The 20,404-nt window shown below is 67.8% G+C and carries 19 protein-coding genes; 10 read left to right on the top strand and 9 right to left on the bottom strand.

Features of this window, described 5'->3' with window-relative positions; genetic code table 11:
• A partial coding sequence (locus tag AC6RA4_RS10845; protein WP_500160188.1) for an acyl-CoA dehydrogenase family protein occupies positions 1–1,177 on the bottom strand: 1,177 nt, incomplete at its 3' end.
• Positions 1,178–1,323: 146 nt separating this feature from the next.
• Here AC6RA4_RS10845 and AC6RA4_RS10840 point away from each other — a divergent pair.
• Positions 1,324–2,094 carry a sulfite exporter TauE/SafE family protein gene (locus tag AC6RA4_RS10840; protein ID WP_500160186.1) on the top strand — a complete coding sequence of 257 codons (771 nt, stop codon included), beginning with the start codon at positions 1,324–1,326 and terminating at the stop codon, positions 2,092–2,094.
• A gap of 4 nt (positions 2,095–2,098) precedes the next feature.
• On the opposite strand, the gene AC6RA4_RS10835 is transcribed toward AC6RA4_RS10840, so the two are convergent.
• Positions 2,099–3,223 (bottom strand): enolase C-terminal domain-like protein, encoded by a 1,125-nt coding sequence (locus AC6RA4_RS10835; RefSeq protein WP_500160185.1) that lies wholly within the window; start codon positions 3,221–3,223, stop codon positions 2,099–2,101.
• A 298-nt stretch (positions 3,224–3,521) separates the two neighbouring features.
• On the opposite strand from AC6RA4_RS10835, the gene AC6RA4_RS10830 reads away from it, so the two are divergent.
• Together AC6RA4_RS10830 and AC6RA4_RS10825 are read left to right on the top strand one after the other, a co-directional pair.
• Positions 3,522–3,863 (top strand): carboxymuconolactone decarboxylase family protein, encoded by a 342-nt coding sequence (locus tag AC6RA4_RS10830; protein WP_500160183.1) that lies wholly within the window; start codon positions 3,522–3,524, stop codon positions 3,861–3,863.
• 92 nt (positions 3,864–3,955) lie between these two features.
• Entirely contained in the window at positions 3,956–4,663 is a 708-nt protein-coding gene (locus AC6RA4_RS10825; protein ID WP_500160181.1) for an EF-hand domain-containing protein, read from the top strand.
• A gap of 35 nt (positions 4,664–4,698) precedes the next feature.
• On the opposite strand, the gene pheT is transcribed toward AC6RA4_RS10825, so the two are convergent.
• The 4 genes from pheT to AC6RA4_RS10805 all read right to left on the bottom strand — a co-directional run bounded on the left by pheT (position 4,699) and on the right by AC6RA4_RS10805 (position 12,729).
• Positions 4,699–7,095 carry a phenylalanine--tRNA ligase subunit beta gene (pheT, locus tag AC6RA4_RS10820; RefSeq protein WP_500160180.1) on the bottom strand — a complete coding sequence of 799 codons (2,397 nt, stop codon included), beginning with the start codon at positions 7,093–7,095 and terminating at the stop codon, positions 4,699–4,701.
• Positions 7,096–7,330: 235 nt separating this feature from the next.
• The gene (locus tag AC6RA4_RS10815) at positions 7,331–8,206 is read right to left on the bottom strand and encodes an MBL fold metallo-hydrolase (protein WP_500160178.1); all 876 of its coding nucleotides are present in this window, start codon (positions 8,204–8,206) and stop codon (positions 7,331–7,333) included.
• Positions 8,207–8,390: 184 nt separating this feature from the next.
• Positions 8,391–11,513, bottom strand: coding sequence for an efflux RND transporter permease subunit (locus tag AC6RA4_RS10810; protein ID WP_500160176.1), 3,123 nt, complete (start codon positions 11,511–11,513; stop codon positions 8,391–8,393).
• Positions 11,514–11,541: 28 nt separating this feature from the next.
• Positions 11,542–12,729: an efflux RND transporter periplasmic adaptor subunit gene (locus tag AC6RA4_RS10805; RefSeq protein WP_500160174.1), complete on the bottom strand. Its 1,188-nt coding sequence runs from the start codon at positions 12,727–12,729 to the stop codon at positions 11,542–11,544.
• A 141-nt stretch (positions 12,730–12,870) separates the two neighbouring features.
• On the opposite strand from AC6RA4_RS10805, the gene AC6RA4_RS10800 reads away from it, so the two are divergent.
• From AC6RA4_RS10800 to AC6RA4_RS10770, 7 genes are all read left to right on the top strand, one after another.
• Complete coding sequence (locus AC6RA4_RS10800; protein ID WP_500160172.1) at positions 12,871–13,536, top strand: TetR/AcrR family transcriptional regulator; 666 nt, start codon at positions 12,871–12,873, stop codon at positions 13,534–13,536.
• A gap of 133 nt (positions 13,537–13,669) precedes the next feature.
• Positions 13,670–14,575: a sulfite exporter TauE/SafE family protein gene (locus AC6RA4_RS10795; RefSeq protein ID WP_500160170.1), complete on the top strand. Its 906-nt coding sequence runs from the start codon at positions 13,670–13,672 to the stop codon at positions 14,573–14,575.
• Positions 14,572–15,333, top strand: a complete 762-nt coding sequence (locus AC6RA4_RS10790) for a TIGR02186 family protein (protein ID WP_500160168.1) — start codon at positions 14,572–14,574, stop codon at positions 15,331–15,333. The genes AC6RA4_RS10795 and AC6RA4_RS10790 overlap by 4 nt, the downstream gene beginning before the upstream one ends.
• Positions 15,330–15,761 (top strand): acyl-CoA thioesterase, encoded by a 432-nt coding sequence (locus AC6RA4_RS10785; protein ID WP_500160167.1) that lies wholly within the window; start codon positions 15,330–15,332, stop codon positions 15,759–15,761. Before AC6RA4_RS10790 ends, AC6RA4_RS10785 begins: the two co-directional genes overlap by 4 nt.
• A 76-nt stretch (positions 15,762–15,837) precedes the next feature.
• Positions 15,838–17,037, top strand: coding sequence for a Zn-dependent hydrolase (locus tag AC6RA4_RS10780; protein WP_500160165.1), 1,200 nt, complete (start codon positions 15,838–15,840; stop codon positions 17,035–17,037).
• 55 nt (positions 17,038–17,092) lie between these two features.
• Complete coding sequence (locus AC6RA4_RS10775) at positions 17,093–17,539, top strand: DUF2383 domain-containing protein (protein ID WP_500160163.1); 447 nt, start codon at positions 17,093–17,095, stop codon at positions 17,537–17,539.
• A 57-nt stretch (positions 17,540–17,596) separates the two neighbouring features.
• Positions 17,597–17,758 carry a hypothetical protein gene (locus AC6RA4_RS10770; protein WP_500160162.1) on the top strand — a complete coding sequence of 54 codons (162 nt, stop codon included), beginning with the start codon at positions 17,597–17,599 and terminating at the stop codon, positions 17,756–17,758.
• Positions 17,759–18,080: 322 nt separating this feature from the next.
• Here the strand turns inward: AC6RA4_RS10770 and AC6RA4_RS10765 are convergent, their stop codons facing one another.
• From AC6RA4_RS10765 to AC6RA4_RS10755, 3 genes are all read right to left on the bottom strand, one after another.
• On the bottom strand, positions 18,081–18,371 hold the full coding sequence (locus AC6RA4_RS10765; protein ID WP_500160190.1) for a metalloregulator ArsR/SmtB family transcription factor: 291 nt from the start codon (positions 18,369–18,371) through the stop codon (positions 18,081–18,083).
• Positions 18,372–18,527: 156 nt separating this feature from the next.
• Entirely contained in the window at positions 18,528–19,481 is a 954-nt protein-coding gene (locus tag AC6RA4_RS10760) for a lyase family protein (protein ID WP_500160160.1), read from the bottom strand.
• A gap of 69 nt (positions 19,482–19,550) precedes the next feature.
• The gene (locus tag AC6RA4_RS10755) at positions 19,551–20,261 is read right to left on the bottom strand and encodes an alpha/beta fold hydrolase (protein WP_500160158.1); all 711 of its coding nucleotides are present in this window, start codon (positions 20,259–20,261) and stop codon (positions 19,551–19,553) included.
• Positions 20,262–20,404 lie beyond the last annotated feature (143 nt).

The following is a 20,404-nucleotide window of genomic DNA, read 5'->3' as shown; positions in this document are numbered from 1 at the left end:
CGTATTCCTTCATGCCGCGGTAGCCCAGCACCTCGATCTCGCCGCCGGTCATGCCCTCGGTCGGGAACGGCTCTTCATCGGTGCCCGGGGTCTTCTCGGCCAGGAACATCGACAGACCCTTGTAATTGTCGGTCGAGGGATCGGTGCGCGCCAGCAGCGTCATCACGTGGGTGCGCGCGGCGTGGGTGATCCAGGTCTTGTTGCCGGTGATGGTGTAGTCGCCGTTTTCGTCCTTCACCGCACGGGTGCGCAAGCTGCCGAGGTCCGAGCCGGTGTTGGGCTCGGTGAAGACCGCGGTGGGAAGCTTCTCGCCGGAGGCCAGCGCCGGCAGCCATTTCTGCTTCTGCTCCTCGGTGCCGCCGGCGATGATCAGCTCTGCGGCGATCTCCGAGCGGGTGCCCAGCGAGCCCACGCCGATATAGCCGCGCGAGAGCTCCTCCGAGACCACGCACATCGAGGCCTTCGACAGGCCGAACCCGCCGTATTCCTCGGGGATCGTGAGGCCGAACACGCCCATCTCGGCGAGCTCCTCGATGATCTCCATCGGGATCAGCTCGTCCTTGAGGTGCCACTCGTGGGCGAAGGGCTCGACCTTGTCGACGGCGTAGCGGCGGAACTGCTCGCGGATCATCTCGAGCTCTTCGTCGAGCGCGGTCTTGCCGACGGTGATCTCCGCCGAGCGCTCCTGCATCAGCTCGACGAGGCGCGAGCGGGCGGCCTGGCTGTTGCCGTGGGCCATCAGCGTCTCGGTGGCGTCGGTGCGCAGCGCGGCGGCGGCCTCTGGGCTGACGCCCAGGTCCGACAGGCGCACCATCTCGCCCTGGTTCATCTGGATGCCGCCGGCGATCTGGTTGAGATACTCACCGAACGCGATCTGGTGGATCAGCTGCTCGACCTCGCCAAAGCCGCCCTCGCCGCTGAGCTTGTCGGCCCAGTACTGCATCTGGCGCAGGCTCTCGACATAGGTGGCAAGCCAGGCAAGCCCGTGGGCGGCAAACTGGTTCTCCTCGATCAGCTTGCCCGAAACGCGGCCATCCTCCTCGATCAGCGCGCGCACCGCGGCACGGGCGGCCTCGAGGACGGCCTCGGCGGGGGCGATGGCGGCCTTGGTGAGGCCGGTGAGATCATCAAGCAGGATGCTCTGGCCGAGGGCGATGTCCTGTCCGTCATGTGCCATGAATCACTTCCTTCTCCTGGGTCTTGGAGGGGATAGCGATTTCGCAGGTGCAGCGCAACAAAAATACCCGTGTGGGTGTACGAAGGTTCTATTATTGCGCAATGATTTCAGAGGCAGAGGGGAAACGGGCATGATATGAGCGGCTTATGGAGATGCTATTCACCCTGATTTCGCCGCAGGCGCTCGCCCTGGCTTTCGCAATCGCGGCATTGGCCGGGCTGATCAAGGGCATGGTGGGATTCGCCCTGCCGATGATCCTGATCTCGGGGCTCGGCAGCTTCCTGCCGCCCGAGCTGGCGCTGGCCGGGCTGATCCTCCCGGCGCTGATCAGCAACGCGGTGCAGGCGCTGCAGCAGGGGTTCGGCGCGGCGCTCGCCTCGATCAAGCGGTTCCGGGTGTTTCTGGGTGCGGGGCTGCTCTGCCTGCTGATCTCGTCGCAGCTGGTGCGGGTGCTGCCGGTTCCGGTGCTGCTGGCGATGATCGGCGGACCGGTGGCGCTGTTCTGCATCATGCAGATCGCCGGCTGGCGGCCGCATCTGAAGAACGGGCAGAACCGCTGGGCCGAGGCGGTGATCGGGTCGGTCGCCGGCTTCATCGGTGGCATGTCCGGGGTCTGGGGGCCGCCGATGGTGGCCTATCTCACCGCCATCGACACCGAGAAGCGCGAGCAGATCCGGGTGCAGGGCGTGGCCTACGGGCTTGGCGCGCTGTCGCTGACCGGGGCGCACACGGTCTCGGGGGTGCTCAACGCGCAGACCGTTTGGTTCTCGTTGCTCCTGGTGGTGCCGTCGATGGCGGGCATGTGGCTCGGCATGAAGGTGCATGACCGCATCGACCAGGCGGCGTTTCGCAAGATCACGCTCTGGGTGCTGCTGGTCGCGGCGCTGAACCTGCTGCGCCGGGCCTTCTTCGGCTGAGGCTTCAGCCGAGCGCCTCGGCCTGGGCGTATTTCGCCAGCATCGCCGGGTCGACCGAGACGCCCAAGCCCGGCCCCTTGGGCACGTGCACCCGGCCGTTTCGCACCGGGAAGGGCTCGGTGAGGATGTCTTCGCTGGCGTAATAGGTCGACATGTAGAATTCGCAATCGAGCCGCAGCTCGGGCAGCGCCGCCATCAGCTGGGCTCCGGCGGCATGGGCGAGGCCGGTCTCGAACATGCAGCCGCCATAGACTTCGATCCCGGCGGCGCGGGCGATGGCGTTGACCTCGAGCGCGCGGCGGATGCCGCCGCTTTTCATCACCTTCAGCGAGAAGATGTCGGCCATGCGGATCTGCACGCCGTACATTGCCTCGCGCACGCCGAAGACCGACTCGTCGGCCATGATCGGGGTCTCGATCACGTGGGCGATATGGGCCAGCGCCTCGCGCTCGTGCATCTTCACCGGCTGCTCGACGAAGGTCGGGCGGAAGGCCTCGAGATCGCGGATGCAGCGCACCGCGTCATAGGCGGGCAGGCCCTGGTTGTAGTCGATGCGCAGGTCGGCCTCGGCGCCATAGAGCTCGCGCAGCTTCTCGAGCCGCATCAGGTCGAAGGCGTGGCTCTTGAAGCCGGTCTTGATCTTGAAGATCCGCACGCCCTCGGCCCACATCGCCGCCACGTCTTCGAGATCCTTGCCGAAATCCGGGTTTGCGACGGAGAAGCTCAGCCCCATGTCGTCGCGCATCCGGCCGCCCACCAGCTCGCAGACCGACAGGCCCGAGATCTGCCCGGTCAGGTCGAGCAGCGCCATCTCGAGCGCCGCCTTGGCCTCCGGGTGGCCCACCACCAGCGCCTCAGCGTCGCGCATGTGGCGCTCGACCTGCACCGGGTCCTGCCCGATGAGATGGGGGCGGATATAGGTGTAGAGCGCCGCGACGGTGCCCTCGGCGGTGCCGGTGAAGGCGGGCCAGGGCGAGGCCTCGCCCCAGCCGGTCAGGCCGGTGTCGGTGATCACCTCGAGGATCACCGCGTGGATGCCCGCCACGTCGCCGATGCCGTGCGAATGCACCGCCTTGCCGGGGATCAACACGCGGTGGACGCAGATGCGCTCGATCTTGTGGTCGCTCATCTTGGGCTCCGTCTGGCAGGGGATGCCACGTCAGGCGCGGCGGCATTTCGCGCTTGGTAGCGCCGATCCGTGCGCTCGGCCAAGGGCGGTTGACTGTCCTGCGGAGGTTTTCCCGGTTCTTGCGACCGGACGTGCGGAAAGTGCTGTGGAAACAGGCGCTCCGCGCGTTTCACTGACGTCTTTGAAGGTCTGCATGTGACGCAAGGGGGCTTTCCGCGCCGGCCCTGATTTCGATCAAGGAGAGCAGCTGGGCTGCATGCTCTTAGACATGCAAACGATTTGCATGAAAGGAGAGGCCATGAGCTTCAAGGACCAGATCGCCGCCAATGCGGGCTACATGCGCGAGCTGCGCAAGGCCATGCCCGAGACCTTCGCCGGCTTCATGGAGCTGCAGAAGGCGGCGACCGTCGATAACGCGCTGAGCAAGAAGCAGAAGGAATTCGTGGCGCTCGGCATCGCCGTGGCGATCCGCTGCGAGGGCTGCATCCTGTCGCATGTAAACGCGCTGGTGAAGGCCGGCGCGAGCCGCGAGGAGCTGGTCGACGTGCTGGGCATGTCGGTGCAGATGGCCGGCGGCCCGGGGCTGAGCTACGCCGCCAAGGCGCTGGCGATCTTCGACGAGCTGACCGCCGAGGGCTGAGCGGCAGAATTTTTCCGGTGGGGCGCGGCGGAAACGCCGGCGCCCCGCGTTGTATTCGGGTAACTGAATGCAATACGGGAAAGGGAAGCCAGATGGCACGCTTCATCACAGCCACCGCCCTCGCCGCCTCCATGGCGCTTGCCGGAGCGGCAACCGCGCAGGAGCCGGGGGCACATTTCATCGAAAACTGGGATCTCGACGGCGATGGCGTCGTGACACAGGCCGAGGCACAGACCCGCCGTGGCGACGTTTTCTATAGCTTCGATGCCGACGAGAACGGCCTGCTCGACGCGCAGGAATACGCCGTGTTCGACGAGGCCCGCGCCAATGACATGGCCGGGATGCCCGACGGCGGGAAGGGCCTTATGCAGGGCATCGCCGATGGCATGGGGCTCAAGGCCAATGACCGCAACGGCGATGGCCGGGTGAGCCGCGACGAGTTCGTCGGCGGCGCCAGGGCCTGGGTGCAGGGCATGGATCGCGACGGCGACGGACGTGTCTCGAAGGGCGATTTCGCGCAAGCGGGCATGAGCCGCCAGTATCAGCAGCAACAGCAGATCCAGCAGCAGGTCCGCCAGCCGCAGAAGATGATGGGGCAGGGGCAGCAACAGGGCCGTCAGGTGCAGCCGCGCAACGGCGCCCAGCTTCAGGCCGGCCCGGGCGCCGGCGTGCAGCGCGGTCAGGGCCAGGGCGCTGGGCCGGGCAATGGCGCCGGCAACGGCATGGGCATGCGCCATGTGCAAGGTCAGACGCCGGGCGTCTGCGCCTACGGCCAGCAATGTCCGCGCGCCGGTAACTGACCGCCGCGCCTTTCTCATGTCAGGGACAGCTTGCCTCAGCCGCGCAGCGTGCCGCCGGTGGCCTTGGTCACCTTCTCGACGATCTTGGCGCCGACCGCCTCGATGTCCTTCTCCTTCAGCGTCGCGTCGGAGGGCTGCAGCCGCACGGTGATCGCCAGCGATTTCTTGCCCTCGCCGAGGCTGCCGCCGATGAACTCGTCGAACACCCGGACTTCCTCGATCAGCGCCTTGTCGGCGCCCGCCGCGGCGTTGACCAGATCGAGCGCCGACACGTCGGCATCGACCACGAAGGCGAAGTCGCGCTCGACCGCCTGCAGGTCGTTGAGCTTCAGCGCCGGACGGCCCGAGCCCTTGGAGCGCGGCAGCGGGATCTCGGCGGGGTAGAGCGTGAATCCCACCGCCGGGCCCTTGACGCCAAGCTCGGCCAGCACCTTGGGGTGGATCTCGCCGAACACGCCCAGCACCTTCTTGGGCCCGAGGCAAAGCTTGCCGTGACGGCCCGGATGCCACCAGGCCTCGGCGCCGCGCAGGATCTGCATCTTGGCCGGCGCGCCGATCGCCGAAAGCACCGCCTCGGCATCGGCCTTGGCGTCGAAGATATCGACCGGGCGCGAGGCACCGTGCACGTCCTTCGGCCCACTGCGGCCCACGAGAAGGCCGGTGATCTGGGTGTGCTGCTCTTCCGGCTCGCCCCCGTGGAAGGCCGCGCCGACCTCGAACAGCGCCAGATCGGCAAAGCCGCGCGCCTGGTTGCGCGCCGCCGCCTGCAGCAGGCCCGGCAGCAGCTGCGGCCGCATGTGGCTCATCTCCGAGCTGATCGGATTGGCCAGCATGGTGGCGTCGTCGCCGCCACCGAAAAGCTCTGCCGCCGCCTTGTCGATGAAGCTGTAGGTGACGCACTCGTTGTAGCCGAGCTCGGCCACGGTGCGGCGCGCGATCTGCTCGCGCTTCTGCATCGGCGACAGGATCGGCGCCGGGACGCCGGCCTGCGGGCGCGGCATCGGCTGGCCCTTGAGCTTGGTGAGCGAGGCCACGCGGGCGACCTCTTCAACCAGGTCCGCCTCGCCCATCACGTCCGGGCGCCAGCTCGGCACATGGGCCATGTCGCCCTCGAGCGTGAAGCCGAGCGCTTCCAGAGTGGCGCGCTGCTCCTCCGCCGGAATCTCCATGCCGACGAGGCTCACCACGCGGTCGGTGTCGAGCTTGTAGGCGCGGCTCACGTCCGGGGTCTTCCCTGCGACCACCACCTCGGAGGCCTCGCCGCCGGCGATTTCGAGGATCATCTTGGTCGCCGCCTCGATCCCGGTCTCTGCCGAGGCCGGGTCGATGCCCCGCTCGAAACGGTAGCGGGCGTCGGAATTGATCTTCAGACCGCGCCCCGTGTAGGCGGTGCGGATCGGGTCAAAGTAAGCCGCCTCGAGAAAGACGTTGATGGTCTCGTCGCTGACACCGGTGGGCTCGCCACCCATTACGCCGCCAAGGCTCTCGGGCCCGCTGTCGGCGGAGATCAGGATCATCCCCGGCTCCATGGTGTAGGTCCGCTCGTCGAGCGCCTCGAGGGTCTCGCCGCCTTCGGCCGCGTGGACCCGCAGGTTGCCCTGCACCTTGTCGGCGTCGAACACGTGCAGCGGGCGGTTGCGGTCGAAGGTGAAGAAGTTGGTCACATCGACGAGGAAGGAGATCGGGCGCAGGCCGATGGCCTTGAGCCGGTCCTGCAGCCATTGCGGCGAGGGGCCGTTCTTCACACCCTTGATCACGCGGCCATAGAAGACCGGGCAGCCCTCCCTGGCGCTGTCCTCGATGGTCACCGAGATCGGGCAGGGGAAGCTGCCCGCGACGGTCACCTGCTCAAGCGGCTTCAGCGTGCCGAGGCCGCGCGCCGCGAGGTCGCGGGCGATGCCCTCGACGCCAAGCGCGTCGGGCCGGTTGGGGGTGATGGCGATCTCGATCACCGGGTCGACCTTGGCGGGATCGTTCTCGGCCAGCCAGTCGGTGAAGGACTGCCCGACCTCGCCCGAGGCCAGCTCGATGATGCCGTCATGCTCTTCCGAGAGCTCCATCTCTCGCTCGGAGCACATCATGCCGAAGCTCTCGATGCCGCGGATCTTGCCGACCTGGATGGTGGTGTCGATGCCGGGCACGTAGGTGCCGGGCTTGGCGACGACGACGGTGATGCCCTCGCGGGCATTGGGCGCGCCGCAGATGATCGGGCTCTCGCCCTCGTCGGTCATCACGGTGCAGACCCGGAGCTTGTCCGCGTCCGGGTGCTTCTCGGCCTTGAGCACCTTGCCGATGGTGAAGGCTGCCAGCCGCTCGGCGGGGTTCTCGACCCCTTCGACCTCGAGCCCGAGATCGGTCAGCGCCTCGGTGATCTCGTCGACCGAGGCTGTGGTGTCGAGGTGCTCTTTCAGCCAGGAAAGCGTGAATTTCATCGCGAAGCCGCCCGTGTTGGTGTCACGTATCGCGCCGCTCTTAGCGGATCGCCGCGCAGGGGGAAAGGGGCGGGCGGCCAATGCGCCCCTGCACCGCCCTCTCTGCCCTCATTCAACCATCCGCCCGCGCCCCGCGCGGGGCAAAAGGCCCCTATCTTCTCTTCGTCAAAAACACTCCCGCCGGAGGCATCCCGCCCTGTCCGCTGCCGAGCAAGGCCGGGACACCGCCCCCCCGTCAGCGCGGCTCGAAGTAATCGAGCGGGATCTTCAGGTAGCGCCGCCCGTCATCCTCCGGCTCGGGCTTGCGCCCGCCGCGGATGTTGATCTGCAATGCCGCGAGCATGAGCTTGGGCAGCGGCAGGGTGGCGTCGCGCTTGTCGCGGACGGCGCGGTACTCTTCCTCCGAAGGCGCGTCCTTGAGATGGATGTTCGACGCCTTGTGCTCGGCCACGGTGGCGCAGCAGGCGGCGTCGCGGCCCTCGGGGGCGTAGTCATGGCCGACGAACAGCCGGGTGTCGTCGGGCAGGGACAGGATCTTCTGGATGGTCTCGTAGAGATCCGCCGAGGAGCCGCCGGGGAAATCGGCGCGCGAGGTGCCGCTGTCGGGCATCATGAAGGTGTCGTGCACGAAGGCCGCGTCGCCGGCGACATAGGTGATCGATGCCAACGTGTGGCCGGGCGAGAAGATCACCCGCACGGGGATCTCGCCGACCATGAATTCCTCGCCATCGGCGAAGAGCCGGTCCCACTGGCTGCCATCGGTGGGGAAATCGGCGCCGAGATTGTAGATCTTCTGCCAGAGCTTCTGCACGCCGGTGACCTTCTCGCCGATACCGGTGGGGGCGCCGAGCTTTTCTTTCAGCCAGGGGCCCGCAGAGAAGTGGTCAGCATGCGGGTGGGTGTCGAGGATCCAGACGATCTCGATGCCGGTTTCCTCGATATAGGCGAGGATCTTCTTGGCGTTCTCGGTTGTGGTGGCGGCAGCCTGGGGATCGTAGTCCCAGACCGGGTCGACGATCGCACCCTTCATGGTGGCGGGATCGTGAAAGACGTATTGCCAGCTTCCGGTGGCTTCATCCCAGAAGCTCTTCACGGTGGGGCTGTGGGTCATCTTGGTCCTCATCGCTTGCCCGCGGGGGAGGCGCGGGCGGTTGTTACATTTGTTTTGCTGAATATGAATATGGAGCGCGCTTCCCGGCTGTCCAGAGGGCGGGGCAAAATGCCCTGTGGAAAAGAAAAACGCGCCGCCCGGAGGTCCGGACGGCGCGTTTCCCAAGCCTCCGCAGAGGGCCGGGTCAGGCGTGTTCTGCCTGTGCCTTGGCCTTCTTGCGCCCGAAGATGCGCTGCACCACGACGAAGAACAGCGGCACGAAGATCACCCCCAGCACGGTGCCGGTGATGGTCCCGCCGAGCACCGCCGAGCCCACCGCGGTGCGGCCGCCGGCGCCGGCGCCGGAGGACAGCACCAGAGGCACCACGCCCAGCGAGAAGGCCAGCGAGGTCATGATGATCGGGCGGAAGCGCTGCTTCGCCGCTTCGGCCACCGCCGCCATGAGCTCCTCGCCCGCATCATAGCGTTCACGGGCGAACTCGACGATCAGGATGGCGTTCTTGCCCGTGAGGCCGATCACCGTCAGCAGGCCGACCTGGAAGAACACGCCGTTCTCGAAGCCGAACCAGTAGGCCGCACCCATGGTGCCGAGCACGCCGATCGGCATCGCCAGCATCACCGAGAACGGGATCGTCCAGCTTTCGTAGAGCGCCGCGAGGCAGAGGAAGATCGCCGCCAGCGACAGGGCATAGAGCAGCGGGGCCTGACCGCCGGAATCGCGCTCCTCGAGCGACAGGCCGGTCCAGGCGACCGAGTAGCCCGGCGGCAGCTGCGACACGAGGCGTTCGATCTCGGCCATCGCCTCGCCGGTGGTCACGCCGGCAGAGGGCGAGCCCTGGATCTGCATGGCCGGGATGCCGTTGTAGCGGCTCAGGCCCTGCGGACCGTAGGCCCAGTCCTCGGAGGTGAAGTTGGCGAAGGGCACGAGATCGCCGTTCGAGTTCCGCACCCGCCATTTCTGCAGGTCCGACGGCGTCGCGCGGCTGTCGGGCTCGCCCTGCACATAGACCCGCTTGATGCGGCCGTTGTCGTTGAAGTCGTTCACGTATTGCCCAGCCCAGGCGATCGACAGCACGTTGCCCACATCGGAGGGCGAGACGCCCACCGCGCCGGCGGCACGCCAGTCGATATCGAGGTTGAACTGCGCCGCGTCCTCGAGACCCGAAGGTCGAACCGACCCGATCAGCGGGCTTTGCGAGGCCATGCCGAGCAGCTGGTTCCGGGCGTTCAGGAGTTGCTCGTGGGTCTGACCAGCCTGCGCCTGCAGGTAGAAGTCGAAGCCCGAGACGTTGCCGAGCTCGATCACCGAGGGCGGCACGATGGGAAACACCATCGCGTCCTGAATGCCCATGAAGGCGGGGAAGGCGCGGCCGGCGACGGCCTGCACACTCTGGCCGGGGCCCTGACGCTCTTCCCAGTCCTTCAGGCGCACGAAGGCGAGACCCATGTTCTGGCCCTGACCGGCAAAGGAGAAGCCGACGACGCCGAACACCGATTCGACATTGTCCGCCTCGTTTTCGCGGAAATGCGCCTCGACCTGCTCGACCACGTCGAGCGTGCGCTCGGCGGTGGCGCCGGTCGGCCCCTGCACGAGGGTCATCAGGATGCCCTGATCCTCGTCCGGGAGGAAGCCGGTGGGGGTGTTGTTGAACAGGTAGACCATGCCACCGGCCAGCGCGGCATAGACCAGCATGATCCGCAGCGGACGCTTGATCAGGTAGCTCACGGTGCCGCGATAGCCGTCTGCGGTCTTGTCGAAGCCCCTGTTGAACCAGCCGAACGGGCCACGCTTGCTGTGATGCGCGTCCTTGGACTTGAGCAGCGTGGCGCAGAGCGCCGGGGTCAGGGTCAGCGCCACCAGCACCGACAGCGCCATGGCCGAGACGATGGTGATCGAGAACTGCCGGTAGATCACCCCGGTCGAGCCCGGGAAGAAGGCCATCGGCACGAACACCGCCGAGAGCACCAGCGCGATGCCGATCAGGGCGCCGGTGATCTGGCCCATCGACTTACGCGTCGCCTCGCGCGGGGAGAGCCCCTCTTCCTCCATGATGCGCTCGACGTTCTCAACCACCACGATGGCGTCGTCGACGAGCAGGCCGATGGCCAGAACCATGGCGAGCATGGTCAGCGTGTTGATGGTGAAGCCGGCCATCGCGAGGATGCCGAAGGTGCCGAGGATGACGACCGGGACGGCGAGCGTCGGGATCAGCGTCGCCCGCAGGTTCTGCAGGAACAGCAGCATCACGAAGAACACCAGCACGATCGCCTCGATCAGGGTCTTCTGCACCTCGTGGATCGAGATCTCGATGAACGGGGTGGTGTCGTAGGGGATGACGTAGTCCACGCCCTCGGGGAAGAACTCGGAATATTCCTCGATCCGTTCCTTCACCCGCTCGGAGGTGTCGAGCGCGTTGGCGCCGGAGGCGAGCTGCAGCGCCATGCCCGAGGAGGGCTGGCCGTTGTAGCGCGCGATGGTGGCGTAGTTCTCGGCCCCGATCTCGACTTCGGCCACGTCCTGCAGCAGCACCAGGCCGCCATTGGTCTCGGTGCGCAGCACGATGTTGCGGAAGTCCTCCGGGGTGGAGAGCAGCGACTGCGCGGTGATGGTGGCGTTGAGCTGCTGGCCCTCGGGGGCGGGCAGGGTGCCGAAGGAGCCGGCCGAGATCTGCGCGTTCTGCGCTGAGACCGCGCTGACCACATCCGAAGGCGTCATCTCGAAGGCGGCGAGCTTGGACGGGTCGAGCCAGATCCGCATGGCGTATTGCGCGCCGAAGACCTGCGCCCCGCCGACGCCCTCGATGCGGGCAAACTCGTCGACGAGGTTGGAGTTCAGGTAATCCGAGAGATCGGCCTGCTCGAGCCGGCCATCCTCGGAGATCAGGCCGATCACCATGAAGAAGGAGGATGAGGCCTTCTCGACGGTGACCCCCTGGCGCTGCACCGTCTCGGGCAGCAGCGCGGTGGCCTGGCTGAGCTTGTTCTGGACCTGCACCTGCGCCACGTCGGGATCGGTGCCGGATTCGAAGGTCAGGGTGATCGAGGCGGTGCCGGCGGAGGTCGAGGAGGACGACATGTAGCGCATGCCGTCGAGCCCGGTCATCTGCTGTTCGATGATCTGGGTGACGGTATTGGCCACGGTCTGCGCCGAGGCGCCGGGATAGGTCGCGCTCACCCGCACCGAGGGCGGTGCGATCTGGGGATACTGCGCGATGGGCAGGGTGAGGATCGACAGCACGCCGATGCCCATGATGAGGATCGAGATCACCCAGGCAAAGACCGGACGGTCGATGAAGAAACGGGCCATAAGGGACTCCTGGCGCTCGTGGCGCGGCTTATTCGTTGGCGGTCTCGGCGGCGGGCTCCTCGGCCGCGTCCGCAGCCTCCTCGCCCGCAGCGGCGGCGCGTTCCTGCGGCGACACGGTCATGCCTTCGGAGACCTTCTGCAGCCCGGCCACGATGATGCGGTCGCCGGGGGCGAGCCCCTCGGTCACCACCCAGGCGTTGCCCTGATCGCGCTGCACGGTGAGCTGCCGGGTCTCGACGGCGTTGTCGCCGTTGACCACCATCGCCATGGGCCGGCCGCGGCGGTCGCGGGTGACGCCTTCCTGCGGCGCGAGGATGGCATTCTCGACGATGCCTTGCGGCATCTCGACCTGGACATACATGCCGGGCAGCAGGAACTGGTCGGGGTTCGGGAACTCGAGCCGCAGCACGATGACGCCGGTCTGCTCGTTGACATAGGGCTCGGCGGCGGCGAGACGGCCGGTATGCTCGTAGGTCTCGCCATCGGCCAGCGTCAGCGCCACGAGGCCGTTGCCCTCGGTCTCGACATCCTGCCCGGCGCGGCGCCAGCGCAGCATCTCGGCGGCGGACTGGGTCACGTCGACATAGATCGGATCGAGCTGACGGAGGGTGGTCAGCGCGGTCGACTGGCCGGAGGTCACCAGCGCGCCCTTGGTCACTTCGCTGAGGCCGGCGGCGCCGCTGATCGGGGCGCGGATGGTGGTGCGCTCGAGGTCGATCTCGGCAGAGAGCAGGTTGGCCTGCGCCACCTTGACCGAGGCCTCGGCCACGTCGCGCGCGGCGAAGGCATCGTCGAGGTTCTGCTGGCTGGCGACGTTGCGCTGGCGCAGCTCCTCCTGACGGTCGGCATCGCGCTGGGCAGAGCTTAGGGTGGCCTGAGCCTGCGCCAGAGAGGCCTCGGCGGCGGCCACTGCGGCCTCGTAGACCGCCGGGTCGATGCGGTAGAGCGCGTCGCCCTGCTGCACCTCGGCGCCTTCCTCAAAGAGGCGCTCGGTGATGATGCCGTTGACCTGCGGGCGGACCTCGGCGACGCCGGAGGCGGCGACGCGGCCCGGCAGGGTCGAGGTCAGCATCACGTCGGAGGCCTCGAGCGTCACCACGGTCACCGGCTGCGGCGGGCGCTCGCCGCCTTGCTGCGCCGCCGCGGGCAGGGTGGCAGCGACCGTGACCAGCGCGGCGGTGACAAGGCGCAGGTTGCGGGTAAGTCCTCTGAGCATAAGGGCACTCCAAAGAAGGCAAAAGGCCGCCGAAAGGCGGATCGGTCTTGAACGGCGATATGGAAACTGTGTAGTTTTGTAAAGCGCGCCGCGACGGGGAAGGCGGATTTTTCTCTGCGTTGCGGCACAGGAGATGTGCAAGTGCCAGACCATTCATCGACTCGCGATGACACGCCGGCCCGGCGGCGGGGCCGCCCGGTTCAGATAGACCACGAAACCCGCGAGACCATGGTGCTCGACGCGGTGATCGAGCTGTTGATGCAGTGCCGGCTCGAGGACATCAGCATGTCGGGGATCGCGCGCAAGGCGGGGATGTCGAAGCGCACGCTCTACACCATCTTTGCCAGCCGCGAGGAACTTCTGGGGGCGACCTTCGCCCGGATCGGGCGCACGCTGTTCCGCCCGCTCAGCGCCGCCGACAAGGCGCTGCCGCTCTGCGATCGGCTGGGCAAGATCCTGACGGTGAACTATGCGCCGACCTTCGAGCAGGCGCCGCTGGAGCTCTTGCGGGCGGTGGTTGCCGAGGCGCCGATCTATCCCGGCATCGCGCGCGAGATGGATGGAGAGGGGCGCGGGGCGCTGATCCGCTACGTCGCCGCCGAGCTTCGGGAGGAAGCCGCCGCCGGGGCGCTCGGATTGCACGACATGACCGCAGAGGAGGCGGCGGAGCTGCTGGTTGACATGGTCATGGGCGATGCGCTGCACCGGCTGTTGCGCCCGGATCTGGCGATCCCCGATCCGGCGGCAAAGGCGCTGCGGCGGCAGCGGGCGATCCGGCTGTTTCTCGACGGGCTGCGCCCGGTCTGAGCCTTGAGGGGCGGGCCTGCCCGCCCGAGCCGCGCGGCAGAAAATCGGCAGCGCTGGCACAGCCGCGCCGCGATCCGCGCGCCGCACCGCCCGGATGCTTGCCAAATCGGACCGCCGGTTTCAAAGATGGATCATGCAGATCTACCTCCCCATTGCCGAGGTTTCGGTCAACGTCTTCCTGCTGTTCGGCCTTGGCGGGCTGGTCGGCGTGCTCTCGGGCATGTTCGGCGTCGGAGGCGGCTTTCTGATCACGCCGCTGCTGTTCTTCATGGGCATCCCGCCCGCCGTCGCGGTGGCCACCGGCGCCAATCAGATCGTCGCGAGCTCGGTCTCGGGGGTGCTGGCGCATCTCAAGCGCAAGACCGTCGATCTGCGCATGGGCACGGTGCTTCTGGCCGGCGGCCTCGTGGGCGCGGCGCTGGGCGTGTGGGTGTTCAACCTGCTCAAGCAGGTCGGTCAGGTCGATCTGCTGGTCAAGATCTGCTACGTCGTCTTCCTTGGCATCATCGGCTCGCTGATGTTCGTCGAGAGCCTGCGGGCGCTCCGGCGCTCGAAGCGGGGCGGCCCGCCCAAGCGCCGGCACCATGGCTGGGTGCACGGCCTGCCGCTGAAGATGCGCTTCCGCACCTCCGGGCTCTACATCTCGGCAATCCCGCCGGTCATGGTCGGGCTTTCGGTCGGGGTGCTGTCGGCGATCATGGGGGTGGGCGGCGGCTTCATCATGGTGCCGGCGATGATCTACCTGCTGGGCATGCCCACCAAGGTCGTGGTCGGCACCTCGCTGTTCCAGATCATCTTCGTCACCGCCTTCACCACCATGCTGCACGCGGTCACCAACTACACGGTCGACATCCTGCTGGCGCTGGTGCTGCTGATCGGCGGCGTCATCGGGGCGCAGTTCGGCACCGCCTTCGGCACCAAGCTCAAGGCCGAGCAGCTGCGCATCCTGCTCGCCTCGCTGGTGCTGCTGGTCTGCGGCAAGCTGGCGCTCGACCTGTTCCTGACGCCGGCCGATCTCTACGAGCTGGGGGCGCAATGATCCGGCTGCTGCTCCTCCTGCTGGCGTTCGCCGCCCTGCCGGCCCGGGCCGAGGAGGTCGTCATGGGCCTCAGCAAGGACCGGGTCTCGATCACCGCCGATTTCGACGGCTCCGAACTGCTGATCTTCGGCGCGGTGAAGCGTGAAAGAGAGATCCGCACCGACCCGCCGCTCGAGGTCATCGTCACGGTCTCGGGGCCGGTGACCCCGGTCACCGTCTGGCGCAGGGCCCGCCGCTTCGGCATCTGGGTCAACACCGACGCGGTCGAGATCGACGCCGCGCCGTCGTTCTACGCGGTGGCCACGTCTGGCCCGTGGTCGGAGGTGATCTCCGAAGTCGAGGATCTGCGCCACAAGGTCTCGGTCAATCGCGCCATCCGCTCGGTCGGCGCGCCGATGAACATCACCGACTCGCAAAGCTTCACCGAGGCGCTGATCCGCCTGCGCGAGAGCCGCAGCCTCTATCAGCAGCGCCCGGTGACCGTGACGTTCAGCGAATCCACCCTGTTCGACACCGAGATTACAATGCCCGCCAACATCGTCGAGGGCACCTACACGGTGCGCGTTTTGCTGACGCGCGGCGGGCGCGTGGTGTCGCAGTACAGCTCCGAGCTCGAGGTCGGCAAGGTCGGGCTCGAACGCTGGCTTTTCAATCTGTCCCGCAACCAGCCGCCGCTTTACGGCTTGCTCTCCCTCGTGCTCGCCATCGCGGCGGGCTGGGGCGCCTCGGCGGCCTTCAGAGCCCTGAGATCCGGATGACCCGCAAACCGCCCTCTCGCCGCGAAGACTATCGCGCTTTCTTTCCGATCCAGACCCGCTGGAAGGACAACGACGCCTACGGCCACATCAACAACGTCGTCTACCTGTCCTATTTCGACACCGTGGTGAGCCTCTGGCAGATCGAGAACGGGATGCAGATCGCCGAGGAGGGCGGCCTGCGCTTTCTGGTGGTCGAGAGCGGCTGCACCTACCACGCCGAGGCGCGGTTCCCCGATAGGCTCGAAGCCGGGATCCGGGTCGGCAAGCTCGGCAACAGTTCGGTCCGGTTCGAGATCGGCATCTTCCGGGAAGACGACGAGACCGCCTGTGTCGAGGGCTTCTTCGTGCATGTGCTCGTCGATCCCGAGACCCGTCCGACACCGATCCCCGACGACGAACGTGCCAAGATGCAGGCAATTCTCGCCTGACGCCCGGCCCGGGCCGCCCGGGCGTTTGACATCGCGGGCCGTGGCGCTCAGGGTCCGCCCCGGAAGGAGAGCCGCCATGCTGCCCGTCGATCCCAAGCGTTTTCTAGAAGACCTGCATGCCCTGCGCCAGTTCGGCGCCTCGGGCGTCGGCAAGGGCGTCACGCGCCCTGGCTTTTCGGACGAGGACATCGCCGCGCGCGACTGGCTCGCCGGGCGCATGTCCGAGGCGGGGCTCGTGCCGCAATTCGACCCGGTGGGCTCGCTCTTCGGCCTCGCCGAGGGGCGCTCGCTGCTGATGGGCTCGCATTCCGACAGCCAGCCCGAGGGCGGCTGGCTCGACGGCGCGCTGGGCGTGATCGCGGCGCTGGAAGTGGCCCGCGCCGCGCAGGAGGCCGGCGGGCCGCCGGTCTCGGTGGTGTCCTTCGCCGACGAGGAGGGGCGCTTTGGCGTCACCACCGGCAGCTCGGTCTGGGGCGGCAACCAGACGCTCGACGGCGCCGACGCGCTGCACGACCCGCAGGGCGTGAGCTTTGCCGAGGCCCGCGCCCGCTTTGGCGACCGGCGAGGCGATTTCGTCGATCCGGCGCGGTTCTCGGGCTATATCGAGATGCATATCGAGCAGGGTCCGGTGCTCGACACCAGCGGCGAGAAGCTTGGCGTGGTCGATGCCATCGTCGGCATCCGCGACATGCGTGTGAGCTTCACCGGCCAGCAGAACCACGCCGGCACCACGCCGATGCACCTGCGCCGCGATGCCTTCCAGGCGCTCTCGGCCTTCAACGCGGCGCTGCGCGAGCGTTTCGCGAACGTGGTGACGCCGCAGACCGTCTGGACCATCGGCCATGTCGCGCTGCATCCCAACGCGCCGTCGATCGTGCCCGGCCGGGCGCGGTTCTCGGTGCAGTGGCGCGACGGCGATGCCGACCGGTTGGCGCGGATGGAAACCATCATCCGCGACACCGCCGCCGAGATCGCCGCCGATCACGGCATGGGGCTGGAGTTCGGCCCGATGCTGGGGCTCGACCCGGTGGCGATGGACCCGGGCCTGCGTGCGGCGCTCGAGGCTGCGGCCGAGGCCGAGGCGCCGGGCAACTGGCGGGTGATGCCCTCGGGCGCGCTGCATGACGCCACCAACGTGGCCCGGCTGATGCCGGTCTCGATGCTCTTCGTGCCCTCGATCGGCGGCATCAGCCACGATTTTGCAGAGGATACCGACGAGGCCGATCTGGTGACCGGCCTCAATACCCTCGCCCGCGCGGTCTCAGCGCTGGGCTAGGCGGGAACCCCGCGCATCCTTGCGCGTTTTCGGCATGTCTCCGGAGGACTTCGCAATGACCGAGCCCCAGCCCATCACCGCCACCGCGGACCAGCTTTCCACGCTGCAGGACCTGCTGTCGCGCAGCGCCGAGACCCATGCCTGGTTCGAGGAGATGGCCGAGAAGGCCGAGCCCGGCTTCCGCCACGTGGCGCTGAAGTTCCGGGGCCTTCACGTGGAGCAATGCGACCGCATCACCGCGATCATGACCGCGCTCGGCGGCGAACCGGACCGGTCCGGCGGCGTGCGCGCGGCGGTCAACCGCACTGCCGTATCGCTGCGGTCGCTCTTCGAGGAGATCGACGACGACATGATGAGCGCGGTCGAGGATGCCGAGGCACAGCTTCTGGCCGAGTTCGACGCCGCGCTCAGCAGCCTCGCCCCCTCGCGCTACCGCGACGAGCTCGAGCAGATGAAGGGCGAGCTGATGACGCTGCTCTCGGAAGAGCCGGGCGACGCCTGAGCGCGGCGCATTCTCCGAAACTGTGCTACCCTGCTCTGCAGGGAACGGGAGGGTAGCATGGATCCGGTCAGTCTCGTCTATTACGCCATCATCTGCGGAGTCCTGTGCTGGGCCGGCCCGAGGATTGGCGGCCCGGTGCTGCGCGTGATCGCCGGGGTGATCGTCGGCATGCTGGCGGCGGGCGTGCTCCCGGCCCTGAAGGCGATGCTGGCGGGCTGAGGGTGTCCGATGCCCGCGGGGCGCGCCGCAGCGATGGATGGCCGGGGTTTCTACGGCATCGCGGATCGTTGTTTTTGTGTGATCAGGTCGCCGATGCGTCGCGACATCGGGTCGGGAGGGGAGCAAGGCTCTGCCCTCGGCAACGGAGAGCCGATGCCATGAATGGTCCGCAGCGGAACGAGCGTCGGGGCGACGGTCTCGACAGCCCCGCAAATCCAGCCGACATGAGGTAATGACCCGGCTTCGGGTAATCTTCACATAACGCGGAAGTCAGGCGATTGCCGCAAGGCCCGCGCAGTTGGAACGAGGTCGCTATGCCGGGTCAGCACTCGCCGCGGGCGCAGAAGATCTCGTAAAGCAGGCCGATGACGCGGCCGGTATCCTCATCGGCGAGGCTGTAATAGATCGTCTTGCCCTCGCGCCGTGTGGTGACGAGCTCTTCCTCGCGCAGGCGCGCCAGCATCTGGCTCACCGCCGCCTGCCGCGTGCCGAGCAGCTGTTCGAGCTCGCCGACCGACTTCTCGCCCGATCCGAGATGACACAGGATCATCAGCCGGCCCTCATGGGCAAGCGTCTTCAGGAAGGCCGCCGCGCTGCGCGCGTTCTCGGCCATTTCCTCGGGCGGGGGGGCAATCGTCGTCTGATCGGTCACGGTGCGGGCTCACTTTGCGAATGCAGCATATATAGCACGATGCGCAGGGAATGCGAGATAAGGCCGCGCCGCGCCGCTGACAAGCGCGCGATTGCCAAGATCGGGTCCCGGATCTGCCTAGCTTCGCGTCGCCGCGGCGATGAAGCGCTCGAGCGCGTCGGGCTCCAGCGCCTTGCTCCCGACCGTTGCATCGCTCCGCATCATCGCATCGGCCAGCGCGCGGGCATGCGCCAGCGCCGCGCCTGTCCCGAGCATCAGCTGAGGCAGCGCCAGCCACTCGGTGAAGCGCGCCGCAGCTCCGCTCTGGGCGCTGGGGAACATGCTGCGCATGGCCGAGGAATGCACCCAGAGTGCCGCCAGCGCCGAGGCCTCGGTGCTGGTTTCGCCCGGGGCGCGGATCAGCGCCAGCGCCTGCGTCAGCTGCGCCGCCCAGTCTGCGATGGCGCGCGGGCCGCTGCGTTCTTCGGCCCAGTCACGCGCCGGATCGGCGAGGTTGAGCGCCTCGGCCATTGCGGCGCGCAGCGCCGTGTCGCCCCCGAGCGAGACGCAGAGCGCGCGCTCGCGCAGTTCCGGCAAGGCATCGCGCAGCGGCAGCAGCGAGCGTCCGCAGGACAGCGCCGCGCAGGGCTGCCGCTCGCTGCGCGCCAGCGCCGCGAGCTGGACCAGAAGCGCCTCGATCTCGGTTTCGCAAATCGCCAGCGCCTGCCGCAGCCGCAGCATCAGGGCGCTGTCCTCGATATCGCGCGGACGCGTCTCATGCAGAAGATATTGCGCATATTCCGGCGCCTGCATCAGACCGGCGAAGGCGCTGACCAGCGCCGGCACCGCGCTGCCATCCTTCGCGGCCTCTTCGGCCAGCCCGCGCGGGTCGATCTGAAGCTCGAGCGCGGCGCGGTGGATCGCGCGGGCCGCGGTCTCGGGAATGACGCCTGCAGCGCCCTGGACCTTGGCCAGCGTGCCCAGCACGATCATCATCGCGCGGATCTCGGCGCTGTCGGAGAACAGCTTGCCCAGCTCGCCGGCGGCGAAGAGCTTGTGCAGGTGGGCGCTGTCGAAGGGGGTCGCGGTCATGTGGTCCTCGTCGGTTGGCAATGCAACCTATAGTATTTTAAGATAATCTTGGCTAGCGGTATGCGAGGCTCAGATCGTGGCAATATCGGCCAGCAGCGCGGCGAGCCCCTCCGGGTCGGACAGGAAGGGCGAATGCGACCATGGCCGCTCGTGGATATCGCACGCGGGCAGGGCGGACGCCATCGCCCGCTGGCTCGCGGGCGGGATCGCCCGGTCCTCGCTGCAGAGAATGTAGCTGCGTGGCACCGCAGTGATCCGCCCGCTCAGGCGGACCGGCTCTGCCTGGGCCCGGATCGACTGCGGGGTCAGGTGTGCCAGCGCAAAAGCGCGGTCGGCGGCGCTGCAATCGTGGTAAAACAGCCCGGGCGCCATTTCGGCATCGAAGTGGAAGGTCTGACCCTCCGGATCGCGCCGGATCGCCGGCAGCAGCGGTTGCTGCTCTTGCGCTCGGCGCAGAGAGGCGACGCTGTCGCCGTCTTCGGGCCGATAGGCGCAGAGATAGACCAGCCGCGCTATCTTTTCGGGGGCCCGGTCGGCCGCGCCGCTGGCGGGCACGCCGGCCATGCTGTGTGCCACCACGATGGCGGGCTCGGGCAGCGCGGCAAGGATGCCGCCGATATAGTCCTCGAGGCCGACCTGCGCCGCGGGCGTGGCATCGTCCCCGTGCGACGGCAGGTCGATGGCCCGGACCTCGTGGCCGAGGCGCTCGAGCGCCGGTACCACGTCGCGCCAGCACCACGCTCCGTGCGAGGCGCCGTGCACCAGCAGGAAGCGGGCCATCAGAGGTGGCCCTGCGCGGTCAGGAACTCGGTCAGCGCCCCGGCATAGGCGTCTGCGGCCTCGACACAGGCAAGGTGCCCGGCGCCGCGGATCAGCCGGAACTGTGCGCCGGGGATCAGCTCGGTGGTCTCGCGCACCAGGTC

Source organism: Salipiger sp., assembly GCF_059781815.1.
Note: the sequence above shows the minus strand (reverse complement) of the source record. Positions and strands in the feature narration are given on the sequence as shown.